The organism is Ligilactobacillus cholophilus (assembly GCF_030389495.1).
Lineage (GTDB): Bacteria > Bacillota > Bacilli > Lactobacillales > Lactobacillaceae > Ligilactobacillus > Ligilactobacillus cholophilus.
In genome coordinates, this window is the sequence record NZ_CP127832.1 from 403,754 (window position 1) to 427,391 (window position 23,638).

General features: G+C 31.9%; 20 protein-coding genes. All 20 read left to right on the top strand.

Annotated elements, in window-relative coordinates; all coding sequences use genetic code 11:
• The 20 genes from lpdA to hrcA all read left to right on the top strand — a co-directional run bounded on the left by lpdA (position 1) and on the right by hrcA (position 23,633).
• Complete coding sequence (gene lpdA, locus QPK35_RS02245) at positions 1–1,404, top strand: dihydrolipoyl dehydrogenase (protein ID WP_290033841.1); 1,404 nt, start codon at positions 1–3, stop codon at positions 1,402–1,404.
• Between the two features lie 71 nt (positions 1,405–1,475).
• A complete protein-coding gene (gene lplA / locus QPK35_RS02250) occupies positions 1,476–2,495 on the top strand; it encodes a lipoate--protein ligase (RefSeq protein ID WP_290033842.1) in 1,020 nt (339 codons plus the stop codon).
• 173 nt (positions 2,496–2,668) lie between these two features.
• Positions 2,669–3,388, top strand: a complete 720-nt coding sequence (gene pyrH, locus QPK35_RS02255; RefSeq protein WP_290033843.1) for a UMP kinase — start codon at positions 2,669–2,671, stop codon at positions 3,386–3,388.
• Between the two features lie 2 nt (positions 3,389–3,390).
• Complete coding sequence (gene frr / locus QPK35_RS02260; protein ID WP_290033844.1) at positions 3,391–3,954, top strand: ribosome recycling factor; 564 nt, start codon at positions 3,391–3,393, stop codon at positions 3,952–3,954.
• A gap of 76 nt (positions 3,955–4,030) precedes the next feature.
• Positions 4,031–4,813: an undecaprenyl pyrophosphate synthase gene (gene uppS / locus QPK35_RS02265; protein WP_290033845.1), complete on the top strand. Its 783-nt coding sequence runs from the start codon at positions 4,031–4,033 to the stop codon at positions 4,811–4,813.
• Complete coding sequence (locus tag QPK35_RS02270; protein ID WP_290033846.1) at positions 4,813–5,610, top strand: phosphatidate cytidylyltransferase; 798 nt, start codon at positions 4,813–4,815, stop codon at positions 5,608–5,610. The genes uppS and QPK35_RS02270 overlap by 1 nt, the downstream gene beginning before the upstream one ends.
• 28 nt (positions 5,611–5,638) lie before the next feature.
• Positions 5,639–6,919, top strand: coding sequence for an RIP metalloprotease RseP (gene rseP, locus QPK35_RS02275; RefSeq protein WP_290033847.1), 1,281 nt, complete (start codon positions 5,639–5,641; stop codon positions 6,917–6,919).
• 58 nt (positions 6,920–6,977) lie between these two features.
• Positions 6,978–8,687, top strand: a complete 1,710-nt coding sequence (locus tag QPK35_RS02280) for a proline--tRNA ligase (protein ID WP_290033848.1) — start codon at positions 6,978–6,980, stop codon at positions 8,685–8,687.
• A 179-nt stretch (positions 8,688–8,866) separates the two neighbouring features.
• A complete protein-coding gene (locus QPK35_RS02285; protein ID WP_290033849.1) occupies positions 8,867–13,216 on the top strand; it encodes a PolC-type DNA polymerase III in 4,350 nt (1,449 codons plus the stop codon).
• Positions 13,217–13,414: 198 nt separating this feature from the next.
• Positions 13,415–13,696, top strand: a complete 282-nt coding sequence (locus QPK35_RS02290; protein ID WP_290033850.1) for a hypothetical protein — start codon at positions 13,415–13,417, stop codon at positions 13,694–13,696.
• A 133-nt stretch (positions 13,697–13,829) separates the two neighbouring features.
• Positions 13,830–15,491: a glycosyltransferase family protein gene (locus QPK35_RS02295; protein WP_290033851.1), complete on the top strand. Its 1,662-nt coding sequence runs from the start codon at positions 13,830–13,832 to the stop codon at positions 15,489–15,491.
• Positions 15,492–15,611: 120 nt separating this feature from the next.
• A complete protein-coding gene (gene rimP, locus QPK35_RS02300; RefSeq protein WP_290033852.1) occupies positions 15,612–16,085 on the top strand; it encodes a ribosome maturation factor RimP in 474 nt (157 codons plus the stop codon).
• A 28-nt stretch (positions 16,086–16,113) separates the two neighbouring features.
• Complete coding sequence (gene nusA / locus QPK35_RS02305; RefSeq protein ID WP_290033853.1) at positions 16,114–17,250, top strand: transcription termination factor NusA; 1,137 nt, start codon at positions 16,114–16,116, stop codon at positions 17,248–17,250.
• A gap of 11 nt (positions 17,251–17,261) precedes the next feature.
• Positions 17,262–17,558, top strand: a complete 297-nt coding sequence (gene rnpM, locus QPK35_RS02310) for an RNase P modulator RnpM (protein WP_290033854.1) — start codon at positions 17,262–17,264, stop codon at positions 17,556–17,558.
• Entirely contained in the window at positions 17,551–17,856 is a 306-nt protein-coding gene (locus tag QPK35_RS02315; protein ID WP_290033855.1) for a YlxQ-related RNA-binding protein, read from the top strand. Before rnpM ends, QPK35_RS02315 begins: the two co-directional genes overlap by 8 nt.
• A 59-nt stretch (positions 17,857–17,915) precedes the next feature.
• Positions 17,916–20,180 (top strand): translation initiation factor IF-2, encoded by a 2,265-nt coding sequence (gene infB, locus QPK35_RS02320; protein WP_290033856.1) that lies wholly within the window; start codon positions 17,916–17,918, stop codon positions 20,178–20,180.
• An 18-nt stretch (positions 20,181–20,198) separates the two neighbouring features.
• Positions 20,199–20,558 (top strand): 30S ribosome-binding factor RbfA, encoded by a 360-nt coding sequence (gene rbfA, locus QPK35_RS02325; RefSeq protein ID WP_290033857.1) that lies wholly within the window; start codon positions 20,199–20,201, stop codon positions 20,556–20,558.
• Between the two features lie 68 nt (positions 20,559–20,626).
• The gene (truB, locus tag QPK35_RS02330; protein WP_290033858.1) at positions 20,627–21,529 is read left to right on the top strand and encodes a tRNA pseudouridine(55) synthase TruB; all 903 of its coding nucleotides are present in this window, start codon (positions 20,627–20,629) and stop codon (positions 21,527–21,529) included.
• Positions 21,530–21,542: 13 nt separating this feature from the next.
• Positions 21,543–22,481: a riboflavin biosynthesis protein RibF gene (gene ribF / locus QPK35_RS02335; RefSeq protein ID WP_290033859.1), complete on the top strand. Its 939-nt coding sequence runs from the start codon at positions 21,543–21,545 to the stop codon at positions 22,479–22,481.
• A gap of 120 nt (positions 22,482–22,601) precedes the next feature.
• Entirely contained in the window at positions 22,602–23,633 is a 1,032-nt protein-coding gene (gene hrcA / locus QPK35_RS02340) for a heat-inducible transcriptional repressor HrcA (protein ID WP_290033860.1), read from the top strand.
• The last annotated feature ends 5 nt before the right edge of the window (positions 23,634–23,638 follow it).

Below are 23,638 nucleotides of genomic sequence, written 5' to 3' on the forward strand. Positions count from 1 at the left end.
ATGGTAGTAGGAGATTTTGCAATTGATTTAGATACAGTTGTAATTGGATCCGGCCCTGGTGGTTATGTAGCAGCAATTCATGCTGCAGAGTTAGGACAAAAAGTTACAGTTATTGAAAATAAATTTATCGGTGGAGTTTGTTTAAACGTTGGATGTATCCCATCTAAAGCATTAGTTGAAGCAGCTCATCATTACCAAAGTGCAATGAATTCTCAAAAAATGGGATTGGAAGTTACTGCTGCAAAATTAGATTTTGATCAAACACAAATTTGGAAACAAAGCGTTGTTAACAAATTAACAGGTGGAGTAGCTAGTTTATTTAAAAAGCACCATATTGATGTAATTTGGGGTACAGCGTATATTCGTGATGCACATAGTCTTCGTGTTATCAAGGATGATAATGCACAAACTTATACATTCAAAAATTTAATCATTGCAACAGGAAGTCATCCAGTTGAAATTCCTAACTTCAAATATGAAGATCGTGTTATTGACTCTACTGGAGCACTAGATTTAAAGAAAGTTCCAGAACACTTGATTGTTGTTGGTGGTGGCTATATTGGATGCGAATTAGCTTCTGCATATGCCAATTTAGGTGCACATGTATCAATTATAGAAGGTACAAACCAAATTTTATCTAACTACGAAGCTGATATGGTCAGAATTATTGAAAAACATTTCAGTTCACAAGGTGTTGACATTTATACTAATGCTTTAGCAAAAAAAGCTGAACAAACAGCTGATAAAGTAACAATTACTTTTGAAGTAGATGGAAAAGAAAAGGAATTAGTCGGCGATTATTGTCTAGTATCTGTTGGTCGTCGGCCAAATACTAAGAATATGGGCCTTGAACATGCTGGTGTTGAACTAGATGATCATGGATTGATTAAGGTAGATAATCAAGGAAGAACAACTGTGCCAAATATTTATGCGATTGGGGACGTTGTTCCAGGTTTTGCATTAGCTCATAAAGCGGAATACGAAGGCAAGGTTGCAGCTGAAGCAATTGCTGGGAAAAAGGCAACTGTTGATTACCATGCAATGCCTGCTGTTTGTTACACTGATATTCCGCTTGCAACAACTGGTTTAACAATGCAAGAAGCAAAAGATCAGGGGTTAGAAGTAGAACAAGCTCAATTCCCATTCACTGCAAATGGACGTGCAATTTCAATGGATGCAGTTGATGGATTTGTACGTTTGATCTATTTAAAAGAAAACAATATCCTTGTTGGAGCTCAAATTGTGGGTGAAGATGCTTCAGATTTGATTAGTGAATTAACATTAGCAATTGAATCTGGAAATACTATTGATGACTTATCACTAACAATTCATCCTCATCCTTCATTATCAGAAGCAATTTGGGATGCAGCAGATGTTGGCTTAGGATTTCCAACAAATATTTAAAAAATAGAAACTATGGGATTTTCCTATAGTTCCTATTTTTATAATTAAATAAGTTACTTGGAGGGTAAAAAATGCAATACTACGCAATGAAAACAAACGATATTAGAACTAATCTTGCTACAGAACAATATTTAATGAATTCAGATAAAATTACATTACCATTTATGTTATTTTATATTGAAAATCCATGTATTATTGTTGGTCGAAACCAAAATACAATGGAAGAAATCAATGATGAATACTGCCGAAATCATAATATTACGGTTACTCGACGCCTTTCAGGTGGTGGAGCAATGTATCAAGATTTAGGAAATCTATGTTTTAGTTTTATTGTGCCTGCAAATGATCAAAGATTTGGTGATTTCAAAGATTTAGTCAAACCTATCGTTGATGCATTACATGAAATGGGAGCTACACAAGCTGAAGTAACAGGAAGAAATGACATTGTAATTGAGGGAAAGAAATTTTCAGGAAATGCAATGTATACGCGAAATGGTCGTACATTTAGTCACGGAACATTGATGTTTGATGTAAATACTGATGCTGTTGCTGATGCATTGAAAGTTCCTAAAGATAAAATTGAATCTAAGGGAATTAAATCTGTTCGTGCACGTGTAACAAACATCAAAAAATATTTAAAGCCTGAATACCAAAATTTAAATACCTTTGAATTTCGTGATGAATTGATTAAGAAAATTTGGAATGTTGATACAATTGAAGAAGCTCAAAAATTTGAGTATCATTTAACAAAATCTGACGAAGAAGAAATCAAAAAGATTCAAGACAAAACATATAACAATTGGGATTGGGTATATGGACAATCACCTAAATTTACAGTACAAAAAAGAAAACACTTCACAGGTGGTACGATTGATGCAAGATTTGACGTTGAGGATGGCCATGTGAAGAATGTTAAAATTTATGGTGACTTCTTTGGTATTAAAAATGTAGAAGATGTTGAAAAAGCATTGATTGGAAAAGAGTATAATGCTGACGTATTGAAGGAAACGTTAGAAAATATTAATTTAAATAACTACTTCCACGGAATTCCTGCAGAAGATATTATTAATTTAATTGCTTTACAACACTAAGTAAGTTAAATAGATATGATCCTATTCTTTGAGTAGGATCATTTTTATTTAATTCGTAAAAATAGTTAAAAGTTGAAATATTAACAATGTTTAAACTTATTTACGCTTTAATGATAATATGTTAAAATTAATTGGAAATTACATACGAATATTTAGTTAATAGGAGGATACGCATGGCTATTAAATATAAACGTGTGGTATTAAAGTTAAGTGGAGAAGCATTGGCAGGCGATGCTGGTAAAGGTATTAATCCACCTGAAATTCGTAAAGTTGCAGAAGAAATTAAAGAAGTACATGAATTAGGAGTTGAAATTGCTATTGTCGTAGGCGGTGGCAATATGTGGCGCGGTGAAACTGGCGCTCAATTAGGAATTGAACGTGCTCAAGCAGACTACATTGGTATGCTAGGTACTGTAATGAATGCATTAGCATTACAAGATACTTTAGAATCCTTAGATGTTCCTACACGTGTACAAACAGCGATTGAAATGAGACAGGTTGCAGAACCATATATTCGCCGTAAAGCAGTACGTCATTTAGAAAAGGGTCGTATTGTAATTTTTGCTGCTGGCACTGGTTCACCATACTTCTCAACAGATACAACATCCGCACTTAGAGCATCAGAAATTAATGCAGATGTAATATTAATGGCTAAAAACGGCGTTGATGGAATTTACTCTGCCGATCCAAAGAAAGATCAAACAGCAGTTAAGTTTGAAACACTAACTCATTTAGATATTATAAACAAAGGTTTACATGTTATGGATTCAACTGCTTCAACATTATCAATGGATAACAATATTCCATTGGTTGTGTTCAATATGAATCAACATGGTAATATAAAGAAAGTTGTTGAAGGTGAAAATATCGGAACAACTGTGGAAGGAAAATAATAATGAAAATTACAAATCCAATTATTCAAGACGGACAGGCACAAATGCTTAAAGCCCAAGATGCTTTAAGTCATGAATTAGGCGGAATTCGTGCTGGAAGAGCAAATGCAAGTATTTTAAACCGAGTAATGGTTGAATATTATGGTGCACCAACACCATTGAATCAAATTGCACAAATTTCTATTCCAGAAGCACGAGTATTACTAATTACACCATATGATAAATCTTCACTAGACGATATTGAACATGCATTATTAGCATCAGATTTAGGATTAAATCCAGTTAATGATGGAACTGTCATTCGTTTAGTTATTCCTCAATTAACAGAAGAACGTCGTAAAGAACTTGCAAAAGAAGTTAAAGCTATTGGTGAAAAAGCAAAGGGTTCTGTACGACATGCTAGACGTGATATTCGAGAAGGCTTAAAGAAATCACAAAAGAATGGTGAATTATCAGAAGACGAATTGCACGATTTAGAAGATCAAGCACAACAAGTTACTGATGAGGCAATTAAGAAAGTTGACCAAATTGTTGCAGATAAGGAACAAGAAATTTTAGAAGGTTAATTTTTGTGGGGTAAAATAGACGATTGTCTAATTTTGCCCCTTTTGTCGTATTTAGTTTAATTTTGGAGGCAAAATATTGTTCGATAAGTTATTTAATAAATTTTCTAATGATACAAAAGAGGAAATTAAATTAGATGAAAATAAAATGCCTCAACATATTGCTATTATAATGGATGGCAATGGTCGTTGGGCACAAAAAAGAGACTTACCACGTGTCGCAGGACATAAACGGGGAATGGAAGTTGTTAAAGATATTACAAAAACAGCAAGTGGTTTAGGAGTTAAAGTATTAACGCTTTATGCATTCTCAACTGAAAATTGGAAAAGACCTAAAAAAGAAGTTAATTTTTTGATGGATTTGCCAGTTAAATTTTTTGATACTTTTGTTCCTGAATTAATTGAAAATAATATTAAAGTTAATGTTATGGGATATACGGAATATCTACCAGAAAAAACGCAAAAAGCGGTAAATGATGCAATCGAACAGACTAAAAATAATACAGGAATGATTCTAAATTTTGCATTAAATTATGGTAGTCGTGCTGAGATTATAACAGCAGTGAAAAAAATTGCATTAGATGTAAAAAATCAAAAATTAGCAGTTGATGAAATAGATGAGGATGTTATTTCAAAATCATTAATGACACAAAGTGTTGCACCATATAATGATCCAGAATTGTTAATTAGGACAAGTGGTGAAGAAAGAATATCCAATTTTTTACTTTGGCAATTAGCTTATAGTGAATTAGTATTTTCAGATAAATTTTGGCCAGAATATAAACCAAGCGATTTAATTGAAGATATAAATAAGTATCAACATCGAGATCGGAGATTCGGTGGCGTAAAGGAAGGTAAATAATGAAACAAAGAGTAACAACAGCGATTATCGCATTATTAATATTTATTCCACTTTTAATTATTGGTGGAACTCCATTTAATATTTTAGTAGTTGCAATGGGAATTGTGGCAATGACAGAATTTGTATCTATGAAGAAATTATTTGTCGTTTCTCCTGCCGCATTTATTAGTTATTTTGCGATTGCGAGTTTATTAGTACCTAGAAACTGGCTTAATTTTTTGCCAGCTCCAGCTAATGAAAGTTATATAGATTTATTTTTTGTATTCTTACTTTGCTTGCTAGCTTTTACAGTAATGTCAAAAAATATGTTTTCATTTGATGATGCAGGTGCATTAATTTTAGGTGCTGTATATGCAGGATTTGGCTTCCATTTTATGATTCAAGCACGTACTGAAAGTTTATGGATGCTCTTATATGCATTATTAATTGTTTGGATTACAGATAGTGGAGCTTATCTAATTGGTCGGAAAATTGGAAAACATAAGCTTGCTCCAAAAATTAGCCCAAATAAAACATGGGAAGGTTCAATTGGTGGAACACTAGCAGCAGTAATAATTGTTGGTATTTATGTTTACATGCAACAATCTGTATTTAAATACAATATGCCAATTATGTTAGTTTTAACTTTAATCTTTTCAATTGGTGGACAATTTGGTGATTTAATTGAATCAGCATTTAAACGTCACTATGGAGTAAAAGATTCAGGTAAGATCTTACCTGGACATGGAGGAATTCTTGACCGATTTGACTCATTGTTATTTGTATTACCTTTGATGCACTTTGCAGGATTGATTTAGTTCATTAAGAGAGGAGTTAAGCCAAAAAATGATTGTCACAATTATTGCATTTATAATTGTTTTTGGTGTTTTAGTTTTCGTACATGAATTTGGACATTTTTATGCTGCTAAGAAATCAGGTATTTTAGTACGTGAATTTTCAATTGGAATGGGACCAAAAATATTTGCATATCATAAAAATGGAACAACGTACACTTGGCGGCTTCTTCCATTAGGAGGATATGTAAGAATGGCTGGCCTTGAAGATGATGAAGATACATTGCAAAAAGGTGCACCTGTATCATTAGTTTTAAATGATGATCAGATTGTAACTAAAATCAATACAAGCCAAAAGAAAATACTTAAAAACGCATTGCCATTAATTGTTACAGATTGGGACCTACAAAAAGGTTTATGGATTGAAGGTTATGAAAATGGCGATGAAGAACAAGTAAAACGTTTTAAAGTCGATCATGATGCAATGATCATCGAAAATGATGGAACAGAAATTCAAATTGCTCCTCTTGATGTCCAGTATCAATCTGTCAGCGTTCCTAAAAGATTAATTACAAACGCTGCAGGTCCATTTAATAATTTCATTCTTGCAATTATTGCATTTGGATTAATTGCTTTTATTCAAGGTGGAGTTCAAGTTGAAACTAATTCAAATCAAATTGGAACTGTTCAAACATCTTCAGTTGCTGCAAAAGCTGGATTGAAAGCTGATGATCGAATTGTTTCAGTAGATGGAAAGAAAACTGATAATTGGCAAGAATTAGTAAATGCAATTAGCAGTCGCGGCGGTAAAGAAACTACTCTTGTTGTGAAGAATAAAAATAAAACACGACAAATCACGTTAGTGCCAAAGGTTGTAAAACAAAATGGAGAAAAAATTGGACAAATAGGAATTACTGAAAAGATTAAGACTAACCATTCTATTGGTGCAATTTTATCATACGGATTTGTACGGACTTGGCAAATTATAGTAGCAATTTTTGCAGCATTAGGTCAAATGTTTACACATGGATTTAGTTTAAATGACTTTGGTGGACCAGTTGCAATGTACTCAATGACTTCAAAAGCTGCTCACTATGGAGTATTGAGTGTAATTAATTTAATGGCATTCTTATCTATAAACCTAGGTATTATGAACTTATTGCCTATTCCAGCATTAGACGGTGGAAAAATTGTTTTGAATGTTGTTGAAGGTATTAGGAAAAAACCAATTGATCCTAATAAAGAAGTTGTGATTACAATGATTGGATTTGCCTTGTTAATGATTTTAATGATTTTAGTAACATGGAATGATATTCGGCGTTACTTCTTCTAAAAAAATATGATAGACTAGAAAAAGAATTTAAAAATTGAACGAAAGAAGAGAAACTTTCATGAAACAATCAAAAATGTTGATTCCAACATTAAAGGAAGTTCCAAGTGATGCAGAGGCAGTTAGTCACCAGTTAATGTTAAGAGCTGGTTATATTAAGCAAGTTACTGCTGGAATGTATGCCTACCTTCCTCTTGCAAATCGAGTTTTACAAAAAATTGAAACTATTATCCGCGAAGAAATGGATAATATTGGTGCAGTAGAAATGCTTGTTCCTGCTGTAATTCCTGCAGAATTATGGAAAGAATCAGAACGCTATGATACATATGGACAAACACTTTTCAAGTTAAAAGATCGTCATGATCGGGACTTTATTTTAGGACCAACACATGAAGAAACATTTACAACTATCGTGCGAGATTCTGTAAAATCATATAAAAAATTACCACTAACGTTGTATCAAATCCAAACTAAATATCGTGATGAAAATCGTCCAAGATTTGGACTTTTGCGTGGACGTGAATTTATTATGAAAGATGCTTATTCTTTCCACGCTGATACAGAGAGTTTAGATAAAGTATTTAATGATATGGGAAATGCATATCGAAATATTTTTAATCGTGTAGGATTAACTTTCCGCGAAATAATTGCTGACTCTGGTACAATGGGTGGCAAGGATTCACATGAATTTATGGCGATTACTCCAATTGGAGAAGATACTGTTGTATATTCAGATAATAGTGGGTATGCCGCAAATATTGAAAAAGCAAAAAATTTAAGAACAGTAAAAAAATCGCATGAAACGCCAAAAGAATTAGAAAAGATTCAAACTCCAGATATTAAGACAATTGATGAAGTCGCTGAATTTTTAGGGAATAATACTGAGGATGAAATTAAAACATTATTATTTATTGCAGATGAAAATCCAGTCGTGATTTTGATGCGTGGTAATGATGAAGTAAATGAAGTGAAGTTAAAGAACTTTTTAGATGTAAATGAATTACGTCCTGCTACAGAAGATGAAGCACAAAAATATTTGGGTGCTAATTTTGGGTCACTAGGACCAATTGGAGTTCCTGAAGATATTAATGTATATGCTGATTTAGATGTGGAAAGTATGGTAAATGCAACTGTAGGTGCAAACGAGGATGGATATCATTTCAAAAACGCTAACATAGATCGAGACTTTAATGTTGATGAATTTGTTGATTTACGGACAGTTCAGGAAGGCGATTTATCACCAGATGGTGAAGGTAAATTGAAATTTACTCGTGGAATTGAAATCGGTCATATCTTTAAACTTGGTACACGTTATTCAGAAAAATTAGGTGCAACAGTTTTAGATAATAATGGTCGTCAAATTCCTATGATTATGGGATGTTATGGTATTGGTGTATCTCGTTTGTTATCAGCAATAATTGAACAAAACCATGATGAAAATGGAATGATTTGGCCACGTAATATTTCGCCATTTGACATTCATTTAATTCCTGTAAATGTTAAGAATGCAACACAAGTTGAATTAGCTGATGCAATTGAAAAGTCCTTGCAAGATGCAGGTTTCCAAGTATTAGTTGATGATCGTAAAGAACGTGCAGGCGTTAAATTTGCTGATTCAGATTTAATTGGATTACCAGTACGTATTACAGTTGGTAAGAAAGCTGAAGAAGGAATTGTTGAAATTAAATTACGCCAAACAGGTGAAACCATCGAAGTTAAAGTTGATGAATTGATTGCTTCACTAAAAATTTTATTGAAAAATGTAAATTAATTTCTAGGATAAGGGAATAATAGTTAAGAGTTTAATTAATTTAAATCACTTTACAACGAAGTAGTTATAATACTAGTTGGAATTTAAGGTTTTAATTTAGCCCGACTGGAAATCTAAAAAAGACTGGGCTGAGTGCTGCAGTCTTTTTTAGACTTAATAAATAGGAGAGGAGAATAAGATTGTCTTTAAGTAAACAAGAATTATTTAATAAATTGTTAGAACAAATAGATTGGCAGCCTAATGAAAATGATAAAGAGTTTTTAAAAGATGCCGCTATTGATAATGTTAAAGTTCATATAGATTCAAAGCGTTGGGATTTTTGTTTGCAAGTAGATAATATTTTGCCATTTAATTTATATGTTGATTTGGTTAATCACATTTCTGTTGCGTTTAAAGAAATTGCTGAAACTCATTTATTGATTAAAACGCAGAATCCTGAAGTAACAAATAAAAATTTGGCAGAATATTGGCAATGGGCAGTATCACATAGTGAAGTTCATTCTCCGATGATTAGTGAAGTTTTTCGTGGGAAGGTACCATCTATACAAGATGGTAGGCCTGTAATTGTTGCAGAAAATGAAATCGTTAAGAACTTTTTGACAAGTCAAGCTTTAGGTCCAATTGAAGATGAATATAGTAAAGTTGGTTTTCCTAAGTTAACTTTCTCTACTTTAATTGATGATTCTAAATCTCAAGCCAAAATAAATGAGTTTAAAGAAAAGAAAGCTAAATCTGATGCTGAATTAGCACAGAGAGCAATGAAAGCAATTAAGAAACAATCTGAAAAGAGAAAGAGCAAGCAAAAAGAAAATGTTAATTTAGATGGACCAATTGTTTTAGGTAAAAAAATAAGTGATGATGTTCCAGTTCGGCAAATGTCTGAAATAAATGAAGAAGAGCGTTCAGTTGTTGTTCAAGGATATATATTTGATCGTGAAATAAGACAACTTCGTTCTGAACGTAAATTGCTAATTTTAAAAGTTACGGATTATAGTTCATCTTTTGTAATTAAAAAGTTTTCGAGAGATGAGAATGATGAAGCAATTTTTGAAGCTTTAAAAGTAGGAAAATGGATAAAAGTTCGTGGAAGTGTGCAAGAAGATAGCTTTATGAGAGATTTAACTATTAATGCATATGACATTATGGAAGTTAAACATGAGAAACGTAAAGATACGATGCCCGATGGGGAAAAAAGAGTTGAATTACATTTACATACTAATATGAGTCAAATGGATGCAACTAATAGTATTTCTGATTATGTTTCTCAAGCAGCTAAATGGGGACATAAAGCAATTGCGGTGACTGATCATGGAGGATTGCAAGCTTTCCCTGAAGCTCATACGGCTGGTCAGAAGAATAACGTTAAAATTTTGTATGGTGTAGAAGCTGATATTGTGAATGATGGTATGCCAATTGCATATAATGAAGCACATGTAAACTTGAAAGATAGCACATATGTTATTTTTGATACGGAAACAACAGGGCTTTCTGCACGGTATGATAAAGTAATTGAATTAGCGGCAGTTAAAATGAAAAATGGTACAGTTATTGATCGTTTTGAACAATTCATTGATCCTGGTCATCCGCTTTCACAAACTACAATCAATTTAACAAGTATTACTGATGACATGGTGAAGGGTTCTAAATCTGAAGAAGAAGTCTTTAAAATGTTCCAGGAATTTTGTAAAGGATGCATAATTGTTGGTCATAACGCAACTTTTGACGTTGATTTTATGAATACTGGATATGAACGTCATCATTTGCCTTTGATTAAAGAACCATGGATTGATACATTACCATTAGCACGCTTTTTGTATCCTGAGATGAAGGGGTTCAGACTAAATACATTGGCTAAAAAATTAGATGTAAATCTAGAACATCATCACCGTGCTATATATGATGCTGAAGCAACAGGTTACATTTACTATGCAATGTTAAAAGATGCAGAAGAAAATTATGATATAAAATATCATGACGATTTCAATAAATATGTAGGTGAAAATGATGCATATAAACATGAACATCCTTTCCATGCAACTATTTTAGCCAAAACACAAGAAGGACTTAAAAATTTATTTAAATTGATGTCTGATGGAATGACGAAGTACTTTTATCGTGTAGCACGAATTCCAAGGTCAGTTTTAAATAAGTATCGTGAAGGATTATTGATTGGTTCAGCATGTGCTAATAGTGAAGTATTTACTGCAATGATGCAGAAGGGATATGGCGTAGCAAAAGAAAAAGCTAAATATTATGATTATTTGGAAGTTCAGCCAAAACCATTGTATGAACCACTAATTGAACAAGAATTAGTAAAAGATGAAGCAAATCTAGAAGAAATTATCTCCAATATGATAGATTTAGCTCATGAATTGCAAATTCCGATTGTTGCTACTGGTGATGTTCATTATATGAATAAAGAAGATGCAATATATCGTAAGATTTTGATTCATTCTCAAGGTGGAGCTAACTCTTTAAATAGATTGCATAAACTTCCAGATGCTCATTTTAGAACGACAGATGAAATGTTAGATGATTTTTCATTTTTAGATGAAAAAACTGCTAAAGAAATTGTTATAGATAACCCAACTAAGCTAGCAGATGAAATAGATGATATATCTCCTGTTAAAGACAAGTTATATACACCAAATATGCCTGGGGCAAATGAGCAAATTAGAGAGTTAGCGCTAAATAAGGCTCATGATTGGTATGGTGATCCGCTACCAGAATTAGTACAAGCAAGATTAGATAAAGAACTAAAATCTATTATTGGAAATGGTTTTGCGGTTATTTATTTAATTGCACAAAAATTGGTATTTAAATCAAATAAGGACGGATATTTAGTAGGTTCTCGTGGATCAGTTGGTTCAAGTTTTGTTGCTACAATGACTGGAATTACTGAAGTAAATCCATTACCACCACATTATCGTTGTCCTAAATGTAAATACTCAGAATTCTACACTAAAGGTGAGTATGGATCTGGTTATGATTTACCTGATAAAAAATGTCCAGAATGTGGAACAGAATTGATTAAAGATGGACAAGAAATTCCATTTGAAACATTCCTTGGTTTTAAGGGAAATAAGGTTCCTGATATTGATTTAAACTTTTCAGGTGACTACCAACCAATTGGGCATAATTATACTAAGGTACTATTTGGTGAGAATAATGTTTTTCGGGCTGGAACTATTGGTACTGTTGCTGATAAAACTGCGTATGGTTATGTAAAAGCATATGAAAGAGATACAGAACAAACTTTAAGAAGTGCAGAAGTTGATCGTCTTGCAAAGGGAGCAACTGGTGTAAAACGTACTACTGGTCAACACCCTGCTGGAATTTTAGTAGTTCCAGATAATATGGAAATTTATGATTTTTCACCAATTCAATATCCTGCTGATGATTTGAGTGCACCATGGAGAACTACACACTTTGATTTCCACTCAATTCATGATAATATTCTTAAGCTTGATATTTTAGGGCATGATGATCCTACAATGATTCGTATGTTGCAAGATTTATCTGGAATTGAGCCAAAATCAATTCCTACAGATGATCCTGGGGTTATGGCATTGTTTTCAGGAACGGAAATTCTTGGTGTAACTCCAGAGCAAATTCAGTCTAAAACTGGGACACTGGGAATCCCTGAATTTGGAACTAGATTTGTTCGTGGAATGCTTGAAAAAACGCATCCATCTACATTTGCCGAATTATTAAAAATTTCAGGATTATCTCATGGTACTGATGTTTGGTTAGGAAATGCAGAAGAATTAATTGAAAATGGAACAGCTAAAATGAGTGAAATTATTGGATGTCGTGATGATATTATGATGGATTTAATTCACTTTGGCGTAGATTCTGAAACTTCTTTCCAAATTATGGAACACGTACGTAAAGGTCGAGGAATTCCTGACGATTGGCAAAAAGAAATGAAAGAAGCAGATGTTCCAGAGTGGTATATTGGATCATGTTTGAAGATTAAATATATGTTCCCTAAGGCACACGCTGCTGCTTATGTTTTAATGGCTTTACGTATTGCTTACTTTAAGGTTTATTTCCCAATTATTTACTATGCAGCTTATTTTTCAGTTCGTGCAGATGATTTTGACTTAGTTGCGATGGCACATGGAAAGGAATCTGTAAAAGCAGCAATGAAGGAAATAAATGATAAAGGAATGGAAGCTTCAACTAAAGAAAAGAACTTATTAACTGTTCTAGAAATAGCTAATGAAATGCTTGAACGTGGATTTAAATTTAAAATGGTAGATATTAATAAATCTGATTCTTCAGACTGGTTAATTATGGATGATGGAAAAACATTACTAGCTCCATTTTCTGCAATCCCAGGTTTAGGACTAAATGTTGCTAAACAAATAATTGCAGCACGTGAAGAAAAACCATTTCTTTCAAAAGAAGATTTAGCTAAACGAGGTAAAGTTTCTCAATCAATTATTGAATTTATGAATGAACAACATGTTTTAGATGATTTACCAGATGAAAATCAATTAAGTTTATTTGATAGCATGTTTTAAAAATAAAGGCTCATAACAGTGATGTTATGGGCTTTTTTGTAACAATTTAGTGACTTATATAAAATCAATCGAATATCAGATAGTTTAATTTATAAAAAATATCTTTACATATCTATTAAATACCTATAAAATCATATTGAAGAAAGAATTTTTGGATTTTTAGTAGCGTTTTTAATAAAACGTAAAGAAGGTAACATATTGTATATCATTGTGAATACTGAAGATAATCGTATTTGCTCAGAATGGAACTATTTAAATCGTCCAGAAAAATTTATTTGTTGGAAAACGCATAGTGAAATTGAAGCTGAAAATAGTTATCGTACAAATAATGTTTATATTAAAAAATTGGCAAAAGAATTTATAAAAAGAGAGTTTGATCAATTAGATTGCTATATAGTTATGCCATCAAATTCCTTTATCAAGTTTTTTGATAATTTTATTAATATAGCAAAGGTAAGTTTATATCTAATTTTTAATTAAAGAATGATTTAAGGTACTAGAGAAGTCTAGTACCTTTTTATTTTTAATAAAATATTTAATTTATGATTTTTATGAAAAAAATTTTGGATGATTGATATAATAAAATTATTAGATTTGAGGAGTGAGTTTATATATGAGTACGGAAGTTGGTAAAAAACAATGTATTAAGAAAAATGTTTTGCGTATATTGTTTTTTATTATATTAAGTTTTTGCTATATTTATTTTTTTACAAATAGTACAGGGCAAGCAATTATTAAAGCAAATATTGATGGAGAATTTCATATTTCACGAATATTAAGTTTGGAAAATATCTTTAATTCACCAGTTAACTTTAAATATTTTGCACATACTGGGCAAATAGTAAATTTAATGTATCCTTGGGTATTAGTTTATCCAATGTATTTGTTATATAAGTTAACCAATGATGTAGTATTAGCTTATTATTTGTATTTTACAATAATAACATTTGTTACACTTGAATTAACTTATTATTGCAGTAAAAAAATGAAACAATCTACTTTAGGGGCAATGCTTGTTGCTGTCCTATATTCGTTTTCGATGGTACGTACTTCTGATATATATTTTCGAATGGCAATAGGGGAAGTGTTAGGAATTACATTTTTCCCTCTAGTATTATTAGGAATATACCAAATATTTTATGAAAAGAAACCTAAATGGATAGCCTTAACACTAGGAATGACATTATTAGTATATAGTCATGTAATTTCTGTAGTGTTAGCAAGTTTGTTAATTTTAATGTTTTTCTTCATTAATATTTTACGCAAAAAAATTAATAAAGAACGACTTTTAGCTTTATTGAAAGCAACTGGAATGACGTTACTATTAGGATTAGGATTTTTGTTACCAATGTTACAGATGTTAATAAGCGTAGATATTAGCAAACCTGTAGTTTACAATTTATTCCAAGCAGCATTGAAGCCTAATGATTTAATCAGCAAATCAATTAGTAATGAAGTTAGCAGTGTAATTACTTTTAATTTTGTCTATATTGTTTTGATTGTTATTTTATTATTTAATTTGAAAAAGATTAAGGGATTTTGTAGAGATACCTTATTATTAGGAACTATTTTTACAATTATGTCTACTACATTATTTCCATGGGATGTTTTCCAGAATTTATTACATGTAATTCAATTTCCATGGCGTTTAATTGGAATAGCATCACTTTTATTAGCATTTTCATTTGGCTCGCTATTTGGAAATTTTGTAAATCAAAGTCATCATAATAAAAAAAGATTACAGTTATTTGCGATGACCATTTGTTGTATCGTTTTATGTCATTTTGGAACTCTTGATATGATTGGAAATATAAATGGTTTAAACAATGGAGATACTTCGGAAAAATTTGTTAAAGAAGTATCTAAAAATCCTAATTTTAATGGACTAGATGATTATGCACCTAAAGATGCGGGATATGATTTACAATTTATTCATGATCAAAAAATTTGTGCTAATGCAAGCTGGCATTCTGTAAAAATAAAAAGAACGGCTAATAAAGTAATTTATAAATATGATTCACCTAATGCGACGACTGCATTTTTACCAGTATTCTATTATCCTGGAGAAGTTGTTAAACAGAATGGAGATCGGATTTTTGTGCAAAAAGCTCAAGATGGTGCAACATTAGTAAATTTAAAAGAGGGAGAAAATACATTTGAAGTTTCTTTTGAATATACTAAATTGGCAAAAGCTTCTTGGACTATTTCTTTAATTAGTTTTGTTGTTTTATGTGGTTATCTAATTTTTAAAAAGAAGAGGGTATTAGCAAATTAACTTGAATTTTTAGTATCTGATTGATATAATAAAGATGTATTTTTATAACTCGGTAAGAGTGAGCAGTAATGCTCACTCTTTTTAGTGGAATGAGTTTATATTGAATGAGGAGGATATTTAGTGAGCAGTGTAGTAGAAACAGTGACTGATTTAGTTACACCAATTTTAGATAACTATCATTTTGAATTGGTAGATATTGAATTTGTTAAAGAAGGTAAAAATTGGTATTTGCGCGTGTTCATTGACAAACCAAATGGCATTACAATAGATGAGTGTGCATTGGTAAGTGATCAATTAAGTGAAAAACTTGATAATTGTGATCCAGATCCAATTCCCCAAGCATACTATCTAGAAGTTTCTTCCCCTGGTGCTGAACGCCCATTGAAAAAAGAAAAAGATTATGAGCGTGCCATTGGGAAGTATATTCATGTTTCTTTATATCAACAAATTGATAAAAGTAAGATTTATGAAGGAACAATGACAGAACTAACTAAAGATAGTTTAACTTTGGAATATCGAGATAAAACAAGAATTAAAACAATTACGATCCCTCGTGAAAAAATTGCGAAGGCTCGTTTAGCAATTGAATTTTAAACATCTTATACTAAGGGAGATTTTTTTAATGAGTAAAGAATTATTAACAGCTTTAGATGTTCTTGAAAAAGAAAAAGGCGTTAAACAAGAAATTGTGATTGAAGCTTTGGAAAATGCATTGGTTTCAGCATACAAAAGAAACTATGGCCAAGCTCAAAACGTTGAAGTTGAATTTGATAGCAAAAAGGGCGATATTCATGTTTATGCGGTCAAAGATGTTGTAAATGAAGTCTTTGACTCACGTTTAGAAGTTAGTTTAGATGATGCATTGCAATTGAATAAAGCATATGAAATTGGTGATCAAATTAGATTTGAAGTAACACCAAAAGACTTCGGAAGAATTGCTGCACAAACAGCTAAACAAGTAATTATGCAACGTGTGCGTGAAGAAGAACATAATGTAATTTACAATGAATACATTAAATATGAAAATGAAATTGTAACTGGTGAAGTTGAAAGAAGAGACAATAAATATATTTATGTAAACTTAGGTAAAGTTGAAGCTGTTCTTTCTCATAAAGATCAAATTGATGGTGAAGAATATAAATCACATGATAAGATCAAGGTTTACATTTACAAAGTTGAAAATGGTTCTAAAGGACCTCAAGTATTTGTAAGTCGTTCACATCCTGATTTATTACGTCGATTATTTGAACAAGAAGTTCCTGAAATTTATAATGGTGAAGTAGAAATTGTTTCAATTGCACGTGAAGCAGGAGATCGTGCAAAAGTTGCAGTACGTTCAACAATCGATAATTTAGATCCAGTTGGAACTTGTGTTGGTCAACGTGGTGAACGTGTTCAACAAATTGTTAATGAATTAAAGGGCGAAAACATGGATATTGTTAAATGGGATGAAGATCCAGCAAAATATATTGCTAATGCTTTGAACCCAGCTGATGTAATTGAAGTTCGGTTTGATGATGAAAATGACCACAATTGTGTAGTTATTGTTCCTGATGATCAATTATCATTAGCAATTGGTAAAAGAGGTCAAAATGTCCGCTTAGCAGCTCGTTTGACAGGTTATAAGATTGATATTAAATCTGAATCAGATATGCAAGAAGAAAATATCCAAGAAGATATCTCTTTAGCAGAAGAAGATGGTAATATGCCCGAAGATATTTCCATTGATACTGAAATTGATGAAAACACAGAGGAATAAGAGGTAATATCATGGTACAACGCAAAATTCCGATGAGAAAAGATATTGTAACTGGCGAAATGCTTCCTAAAAAGGAATTAGTTCGTGTAGTTAAAAATAAAGAAAATGAAGTTTTCATTGACCCAACAGGAAAGAAAAATGGTCGTGGAGCATATATTCATTTGGATGTAGACACAGCTAAAAAAGCAAAAGATGAAAAGACTTTCGATAAAACATTTGGAGTTAAAATTTCAGATGATTTTTATGATGAATTAATCGAATATGTAGATCATAAAGTTGCTCGAATTAAGTTATTTGGCCATGAATAAAAAAAGAATTTTAAATTTGCTTGGACTTGCACAACGTGCCCGTAAAAATGTTACAGGGGAACAACTTGTTCTAAAGCAAATTCAGAATAAGCAAGCACAAATTGTTTTTTTAGCGTCTGATAGCGGAAAAGCTACACAGAAAAAATTTATTGATAAGTGTAATAGTTATGAAATCCCATTATCAATGGACTTTACACGTGCGGAATTAAGTGTGGCAATTGGACAGGTCCGTTCAAGTATTGCAATTACTGATGCGGGTTTTGGATTAAAAATTAAATCATTGCTGTTTTCAAAGTAATAAATCTCTCATTTGCGTTTTGAAAACACAATGACAATACGCGAAATGGAGGGACTTAAATGAGTAAAAAGCGAATTTATCAAATTGCAAGAGAATTAAATGTTAATAGTAAAGATATAATTGATATAGCTAAAAAGAATGGCATTAAAGTTGGAAATCATATGTCAATGCTTGATGAAAATGAAGAGAAAACGGTGAGAAATAATTTGAAGAAAAACGATACAAAAGAAACTTCTAAGTCAAACAATAATAATTCTGTAAAAGTAAATAAGAATAACGAACATGCAAAGAATGAGCATAAAAATAATGCTCGTCACAACAATGATAAAGAAATGAATAATAAAGCAAAGCATCATAATAAGCAAAATTCATCTGCTGAAGCTTCAAATTCGTTTAATAATTCAAATAATAAAAAGAAATTTAACAAAAATAATAAACGAAATAATAATAATTTCCAAAACAATAAATTTAGCAAGAAAAACAAAAAGAAAAATAAAAAAGAACGTCGTCAAGATCGTCATGCTCAAAAGAAAGCTCCAGTTACACAACGGAAGAATAAGCCATTGCCAGAAACACTTGTTTATACAGTAGGTATGAGTGTTGCTGATATTGCTAAAAAGATTCACCGTGAACCAGCAGAAATCATTAAGAAATTATTTATGATGGGTGTTATGGTGAACCAAAACCAATCATTGGATAAAGATACGATTGAAATTTTAGCTGATGATTATGGTATTAAAGCAGAAGAAAAAGTCGAAGTTGATGTTTCTGATATCGATAAATTCTTTGAAGAAGAAGAAAAGAACCATAAACATTTGGAAGATCGACCACCTGTTGTTACAATCATGGGACACGTTGACCATGGTAAAACAACTTTACTTGATCATTTAAGACACTCACATATTACTGAGGGTGAAGCTGGTGGAATCACACAACACATTGGTGCTTATCAAGTTAAGCATGCAGGTAAGACAATTACATTCTTAGATACACCAGGACACGCTGCATTTACAAACATGCGTGCACGTGGTGCGGATATTACTGATATTACTGTACTTGTTGTTGCTGCTGATGATGGTGTTATGCCACAAACAATTGAAGCTATTCACCACTCTCAAGCTGCTGGTGTTCCAATTATCGTTGCAGTTAACAAGATTGATAAGCCAGGTGCAAATCCAAATCACGTAATGGAACAATTAACTGAATATAGCTTGATCCCAGAAGATTGGGGTGGAGATACAATTTTTGTTGAAATCTCTGCAAAATTTGGCAAAAATATTGATGAATTGCTTGATATGATTCTTCTTCAATCTGAAATGATGGAATTGAAGGCAAATCCTAAGCAACATGGTGCAGGTTCTGTTATTGAAGCTCGATTAGATAAAGGTAAAGGATCAGTAGCTTCATTACTTGTTCAACAAGGTACATTACATGTAGGAGATCCAATTGTTGTTGGTAATACTTTTGGACGTGTTCGTACAATGACAAATGATCATGGTCGTTCAATTCACAAGGCTAAGCCTGGTACACCAGTTGAAATTACTGGTTTAAATGATGTACCAGATTCTGGAGATCGTTTTGTTACATTTAATGATGAAAAGACAGCTCGTGCTGCTGGTGAAAAACGTGCAGAACAAGCCTTAATTAAAGAACGTAATAAGACAACTCACGTAACTCTTGATAATTTGTTTGATACTATCAAGGATGGAGAAATGAAAGAAGTTGACTTGATCATCAAAGCCGATGTTCAAGGTTCTGTAGAAGCTTTAGCACAAAGTTTCCAAAAAATTGATGTAGAAGGCGTAAGAGTTAATATTATTCACCAAGCTGTAGGTGCAATTAATGAAAGTGATATTACATTAGCTGAAGCTTCAAATGCTATTATCATTGGATTTAATGTTCGTCCTACTCCACTTGCTAAGCAACAAGCAGATGCAGATGGTGTTGATATCCGATTACACAATGTTATCTATAAAGCAATCGACGAAGTTGAAACTGCTATGAAGGGTATGCTTGAACCAGAATACCGTGAAAAAGTTACTGGCCAAGTAGAAATCCGTGAAACATATAAGGTTTCTAAGTTAGGTACAATTGGTGGTGGATATGTCATCGATGGATACATTAGTCGAAACAGTGGTGTTCGTGTAATCCGTAATGGTGTTGTTATCTACGAAGGAAAATTAGCTAGTTTGAAACGTTTCAAAGATGACGTTAAAGAAGTTAAATCTGGATATGAATGTGGTTTAATGATTGAAAAATATAACGACATTAAAGTAGGAGATCAACTTGAAGCCTTTGTCATGGAAGAAGTTCCAGTTGAATAGTAAAGGAGGCTGTTAGAAATGGCACAACAAGTTCGAATTGGCAGACTTTCTCAAGAAATTCAAAGGGAAGTTAACGATATCTTGCAAAAAAGAGTTCGTGATCCTCGAGTACAAGGCATAACAATTACCGGTGTAGAGGTAACTGGTGATTTACAACATGCAACGATTTATTATAGTATTTTGTCTGATTTAGCTTCAGATGCTGAAAAAACTCAACGCGGTTTAGATAAAGCAACTGGATTAATCCGACGTGAGTTAGGACATCGTTTAAATGTCTATGTAACACCTGAAATTAAATTTAAACAGGATGAATCAGTACGTTATGGTGATCACATTGATGAGCTTTTAAATAAACTACATCAGCAAGATAATTTTTAAAATATTTTAGAAAAGACTGTGACGTAAAAATCGCAGTCTTTTCTTAGTATTAGAAAGAAGTGAAGTAAATGGATGGTATATTACCATTATTTAAAGAAAGAAATATGACAAGTAACGATGCGGTTATTAAGTGTCGCAGAATTTTTAAGACAAAAAGAGTAGGGCATTCTGGAACCCTTGATCCAAATGTTGATGGAGTTTTGCCAATTTGCATTGGTAAAGCTACTAAAGTAGTAAATTATTTGATGGAATCTGGAAAGAAATATCGCGGACAAGTAACTTTAGGTTTTGCTACTACTACTGAAGATTTGGATGGCGAGATTGTATCTAAAAGTTTAATTGAAAAACCTTTTTCAGATAGTGAAATTCAAAAAGTAATGGATAGTATGACAGGAAATATTGTTCAAATTCCACCGATGTATTCAGCAGTAAAAGTGAACGGGAAGAGACTTTATGAATATGCACGTGCTGGTGAAACAGTCGAACGTCCTCAAAGACATGTTAATATTAAGTCATTTAAAATGATTGGTGAAAGTGAATTTGATGAAAATCAAGGACTTCAAAAAATAAATTTTGAAGTTGAATGTTCTAAGGGGACTTATGTAAGAACTTTAGCAGTTGACTTAGGTAAAAAATTAGGAGTATCAGCAGTAATGTCTGATTTAACTCGACTACAAAGTGGTGGCTTTGACTTATCTCAAACAATAAGTTTATCAGAATTAGAAAATGCTGATAATTTAGAAGATAAACTTTTTCCAATAAGTTACGCATTAAAGGGCTTAGATTCAATTTCATTAACAGATTTTCAATGGAAAATTGTTAAAAATGGTGGATTTTTGCAACCTAAGTATTTAAAGAAATCAAGTCCTGTGATTGTATTAAATTATAAAAATAAAACACGTGCAGTATATAAATTTGATGAGGATAAAAAGGTTTATAAACCACAAACAATGATTGATTTAACAGATTAAGGAGAATTGAATAATGCAAGTTATTCATATAAGTGAACCAATAGATTATAGTAAAATTGAAAATCAAAATATTGTGCTTGCGATGGGCTTTTTTGATGGGGTTCATCAAGGACATCAAGCAGTATTGAGTGAGGCAAAAAAGCAAGCAGTTAAATCAAATTTAAAATTAGCAGTGATGACATTTGATTGTTATCCTAAAATGTTTTTTAAAAAAATAAAACCAGATGATGTTAATTACTTAACGACTGTTGAAAAAAGAATTTCATTGTTTGAAAAATATGGTGCAGATATAGTTTATATTGCTCATTTTGATAAGAATTTAGCTAAATTATCTCCACAAGATTTTGTAGATAAGTATATGGTTGGATTGCATGCCAAAATTTTAGTTGCAGGATTTGATTATACTTATGGAAAAAGAGAAATTGCTAATATGCAAACATTGCCTCAATATGCCCAAAATCGTTTTAAAGTTATTGAAGTATCTAAAAAAACAATGCGAAATGAAAAAATTGGGACTACAAAGATAAAAAGGCTTTTAAATGAGGGAAAGATTGAAGAAATAAATTGTCTGTTAGGATATAAATTTAATTTTGATGGGGAAGTTGTTCATGGAAAAGCTCGTGGGCGTACTTTAGGTTTCCCAACACTAAATATTAAACCATTTAAGCAACAATGTATTCCTGGAATTGGTGTATATGCAGTAAAAGTAAAATACGATAATCGTTGGTATGAAGGGATGGCATCTGTAAGTCATAATGAAACTTTTGGTGATAATCCATTAACGATTGAAATTAATGTATTCGATTTTGATCAAATGATTTATGGTGAACAAGTTGAAATTGAATGGGATAAATATTTACGCGCACCAATTAAATTTGAGAGTGTTGATGAATTAATAGAGCAATTAAATGAGGATAAAAAGGTTACAAAAATGTATTTTGAAAATAATTAGCACTCTAATCATTTATCTGCTAAAAAATTGGGTAAAAGCCTTGACTAACTTACAAATATTATGTAATATAATAATGGACTTAGCACTTAAGGGTGTTAAGTGCTAAAGGGGTGATTGTAAATGTTAACAGACAGACAGCTATCAATTCTGAAAGCTATTATTCGGAATTATACTAATATCGGTCAGCCGATCGGATCTAAGAAGTTGCAAGAACAATTACCAATCCATGTAAGTTCAGCGACAATTCGTAATGAAATGGCAGCTCTAGAACATCAAGGCTTTTTAGAAAAGCAACACTCTAGTTCTGGAAGAATACCATCATTGCGTGGATATCGTTATTACGTTGATAATTTGCTCAAGCCTGATAAAGTGGATCAAGATTTAATCAATAATATTCGGAATTCGTTTGATAACCAATTTTCGAAGGTTGATGATATTGTCGCTTTATCTGCACAGTTATTATCACAGATGACTAATTATGTAGCAATTTCTTTAAAACCAGAATCTAGTGATGTAGTAATTGAAGGATTTAGATTGGTACCATTACATAATCGTCAAGTAATGATTTTGCTTGTAACAAGTGATGGTTCAGTCCAAAGTCAGACATTCACTATTCCAGATAATATTCATGGTGATGAACTTGAGTCAGTAATTAAACTTATTAATGATGAGATTGTTGGTTTATCATTAAACCAAGTCAGCGATAAGTTGAATGAAATTCTACCAAAGATAGTTACTTATTTACATCAATATGATGGGTTCTTGAATACATTTGGTAGTATCTTAGACAAAGCAGTTTGTGAGCATGTTTATGTTAGTGGAAAACGTAATTTGTTGAACTTTGTGAATGATGATAATTTAGAGGAAATAAAGTCACTTTATTCTTTAATTGATCATTCAGTTGATTTAAACAAATTATTGAAAAAGACTGATAAAGATATTGCTGTTACTATAAATGATAAGGATGAAGGTAATTCATTAGATTATAGTTTGGTTTCTGCAACGTATGACGACGGAAATAATGGACATGGATTGATTGCAATTCTTGGTCCAACAAACATGCCATATTCCAAGATGATTGGAATGATGGACACATTCCGTGATGAGTTGTCAAGAAGACTAATAAATTACTATCATGACTTTAAAGAATAGAGAAG

Excerpts from the sequence above, each read along its gene's own strand:
- lpdA (WP_290033841.1), top strand. The coding sequence starts at position 1 with ATGGTAGTAGGAGATTTTGCAATTGATTTAGATACAGTTGTAATTGGA.
- lplA (WP_290033842.1), top strand. The coding sequence starts at position 1,476 with ATGCAATACTACGCAATGAAAACAAACGATATTAGAACTAATCTTGCT.
- pyrH (WP_290033843.1), top strand. The coding sequence starts at position 2,669 with ATGGCTATTAAATATAAACGTGTGGTATTAAAGTTAAGTGGAGAAGCA.
- frr (WP_290033844.1), top strand. The coding sequence starts at position 3,391 with ATGAAAATTACAAATCCAATTATTCAAGACGGACAGGCACAAATGCTT.
- QPK35_RS02270 (WP_290033846.1), top strand. The coding sequence starts at position 4,813 with ATGAAACAAAGAGTAACAACAGCGATTATCGCATTATTAATATTTATT.
- rseP (WP_290033847.1), top strand. The coding sequence starts at position 5,639 with ATGATTGTCACAATTATTGCATTTATAATTGTTTTTGGTGTTTTAGTT.
- QPK35_RS02280 (WP_290033848.1), top strand. The coding sequence starts at position 6,978 with ATGAAACAATCAAAAATGTTGATTCCAACATTAAAGGAAGTTCCAAGT.
- QPK35_RS02295 (WP_290033851.1), top strand. The coding sequence starts at position 13,830 with ATGAGTACGGAAGTTGGTAAAAAACAATGTATTAAGAAAAATGTTTTG.
- nusA (WP_290033853.1), top strand. The coding sequence starts at position 16,114 with ATGAGTAAAGAATTATTAACAGCTTTAGATGTTCTTGAAAAAGAAAAA.
- rnpM (WP_290033854.1), top strand. The coding sequence starts at position 17,262 with ATGGTACAACGCAAAATTCCGATGAGAAAAGATATTGTAACTGGCGAA.
- QPK35_RS02315 (WP_290033855.1), top strand. The coding sequence starts at position 17,551 with ATGAATAAAAAAAGAATTTTAAATTTGCTTGGACTTGCACAACGTGCC.
- infB (WP_290033856.1), top strand. The coding sequence starts at position 17,916 with ATGAGTAAAAAGCGAATTTATCAAATTGCAAGAGAATTAAATGTTAAT.
- rbfA (WP_290033857.1), top strand. The coding sequence starts at position 20,199 with ATGGCACAACAAGTTCGAATTGGCAGACTTTCTCAAGAAATTCAAAGG.
- truB (WP_290033858.1), top strand. The coding sequence starts at position 20,627 with ATGGATGGTATATTACCATTATTTAAAGAAAGAAATATGACAAGTAAC.
- ribF (WP_290033859.1), top strand. The coding sequence starts at position 21,543 with ATGCAAGTTATTCATATAAGTGAACCAATAGATTATAGTAAAATTGAA.
- hrcA (WP_290033860.1), top strand. The coding sequence starts at position 22,602 with ATGTTAACAGACAGACAGCTATCAATTCTGAAAGCTATTATTCGGAAT.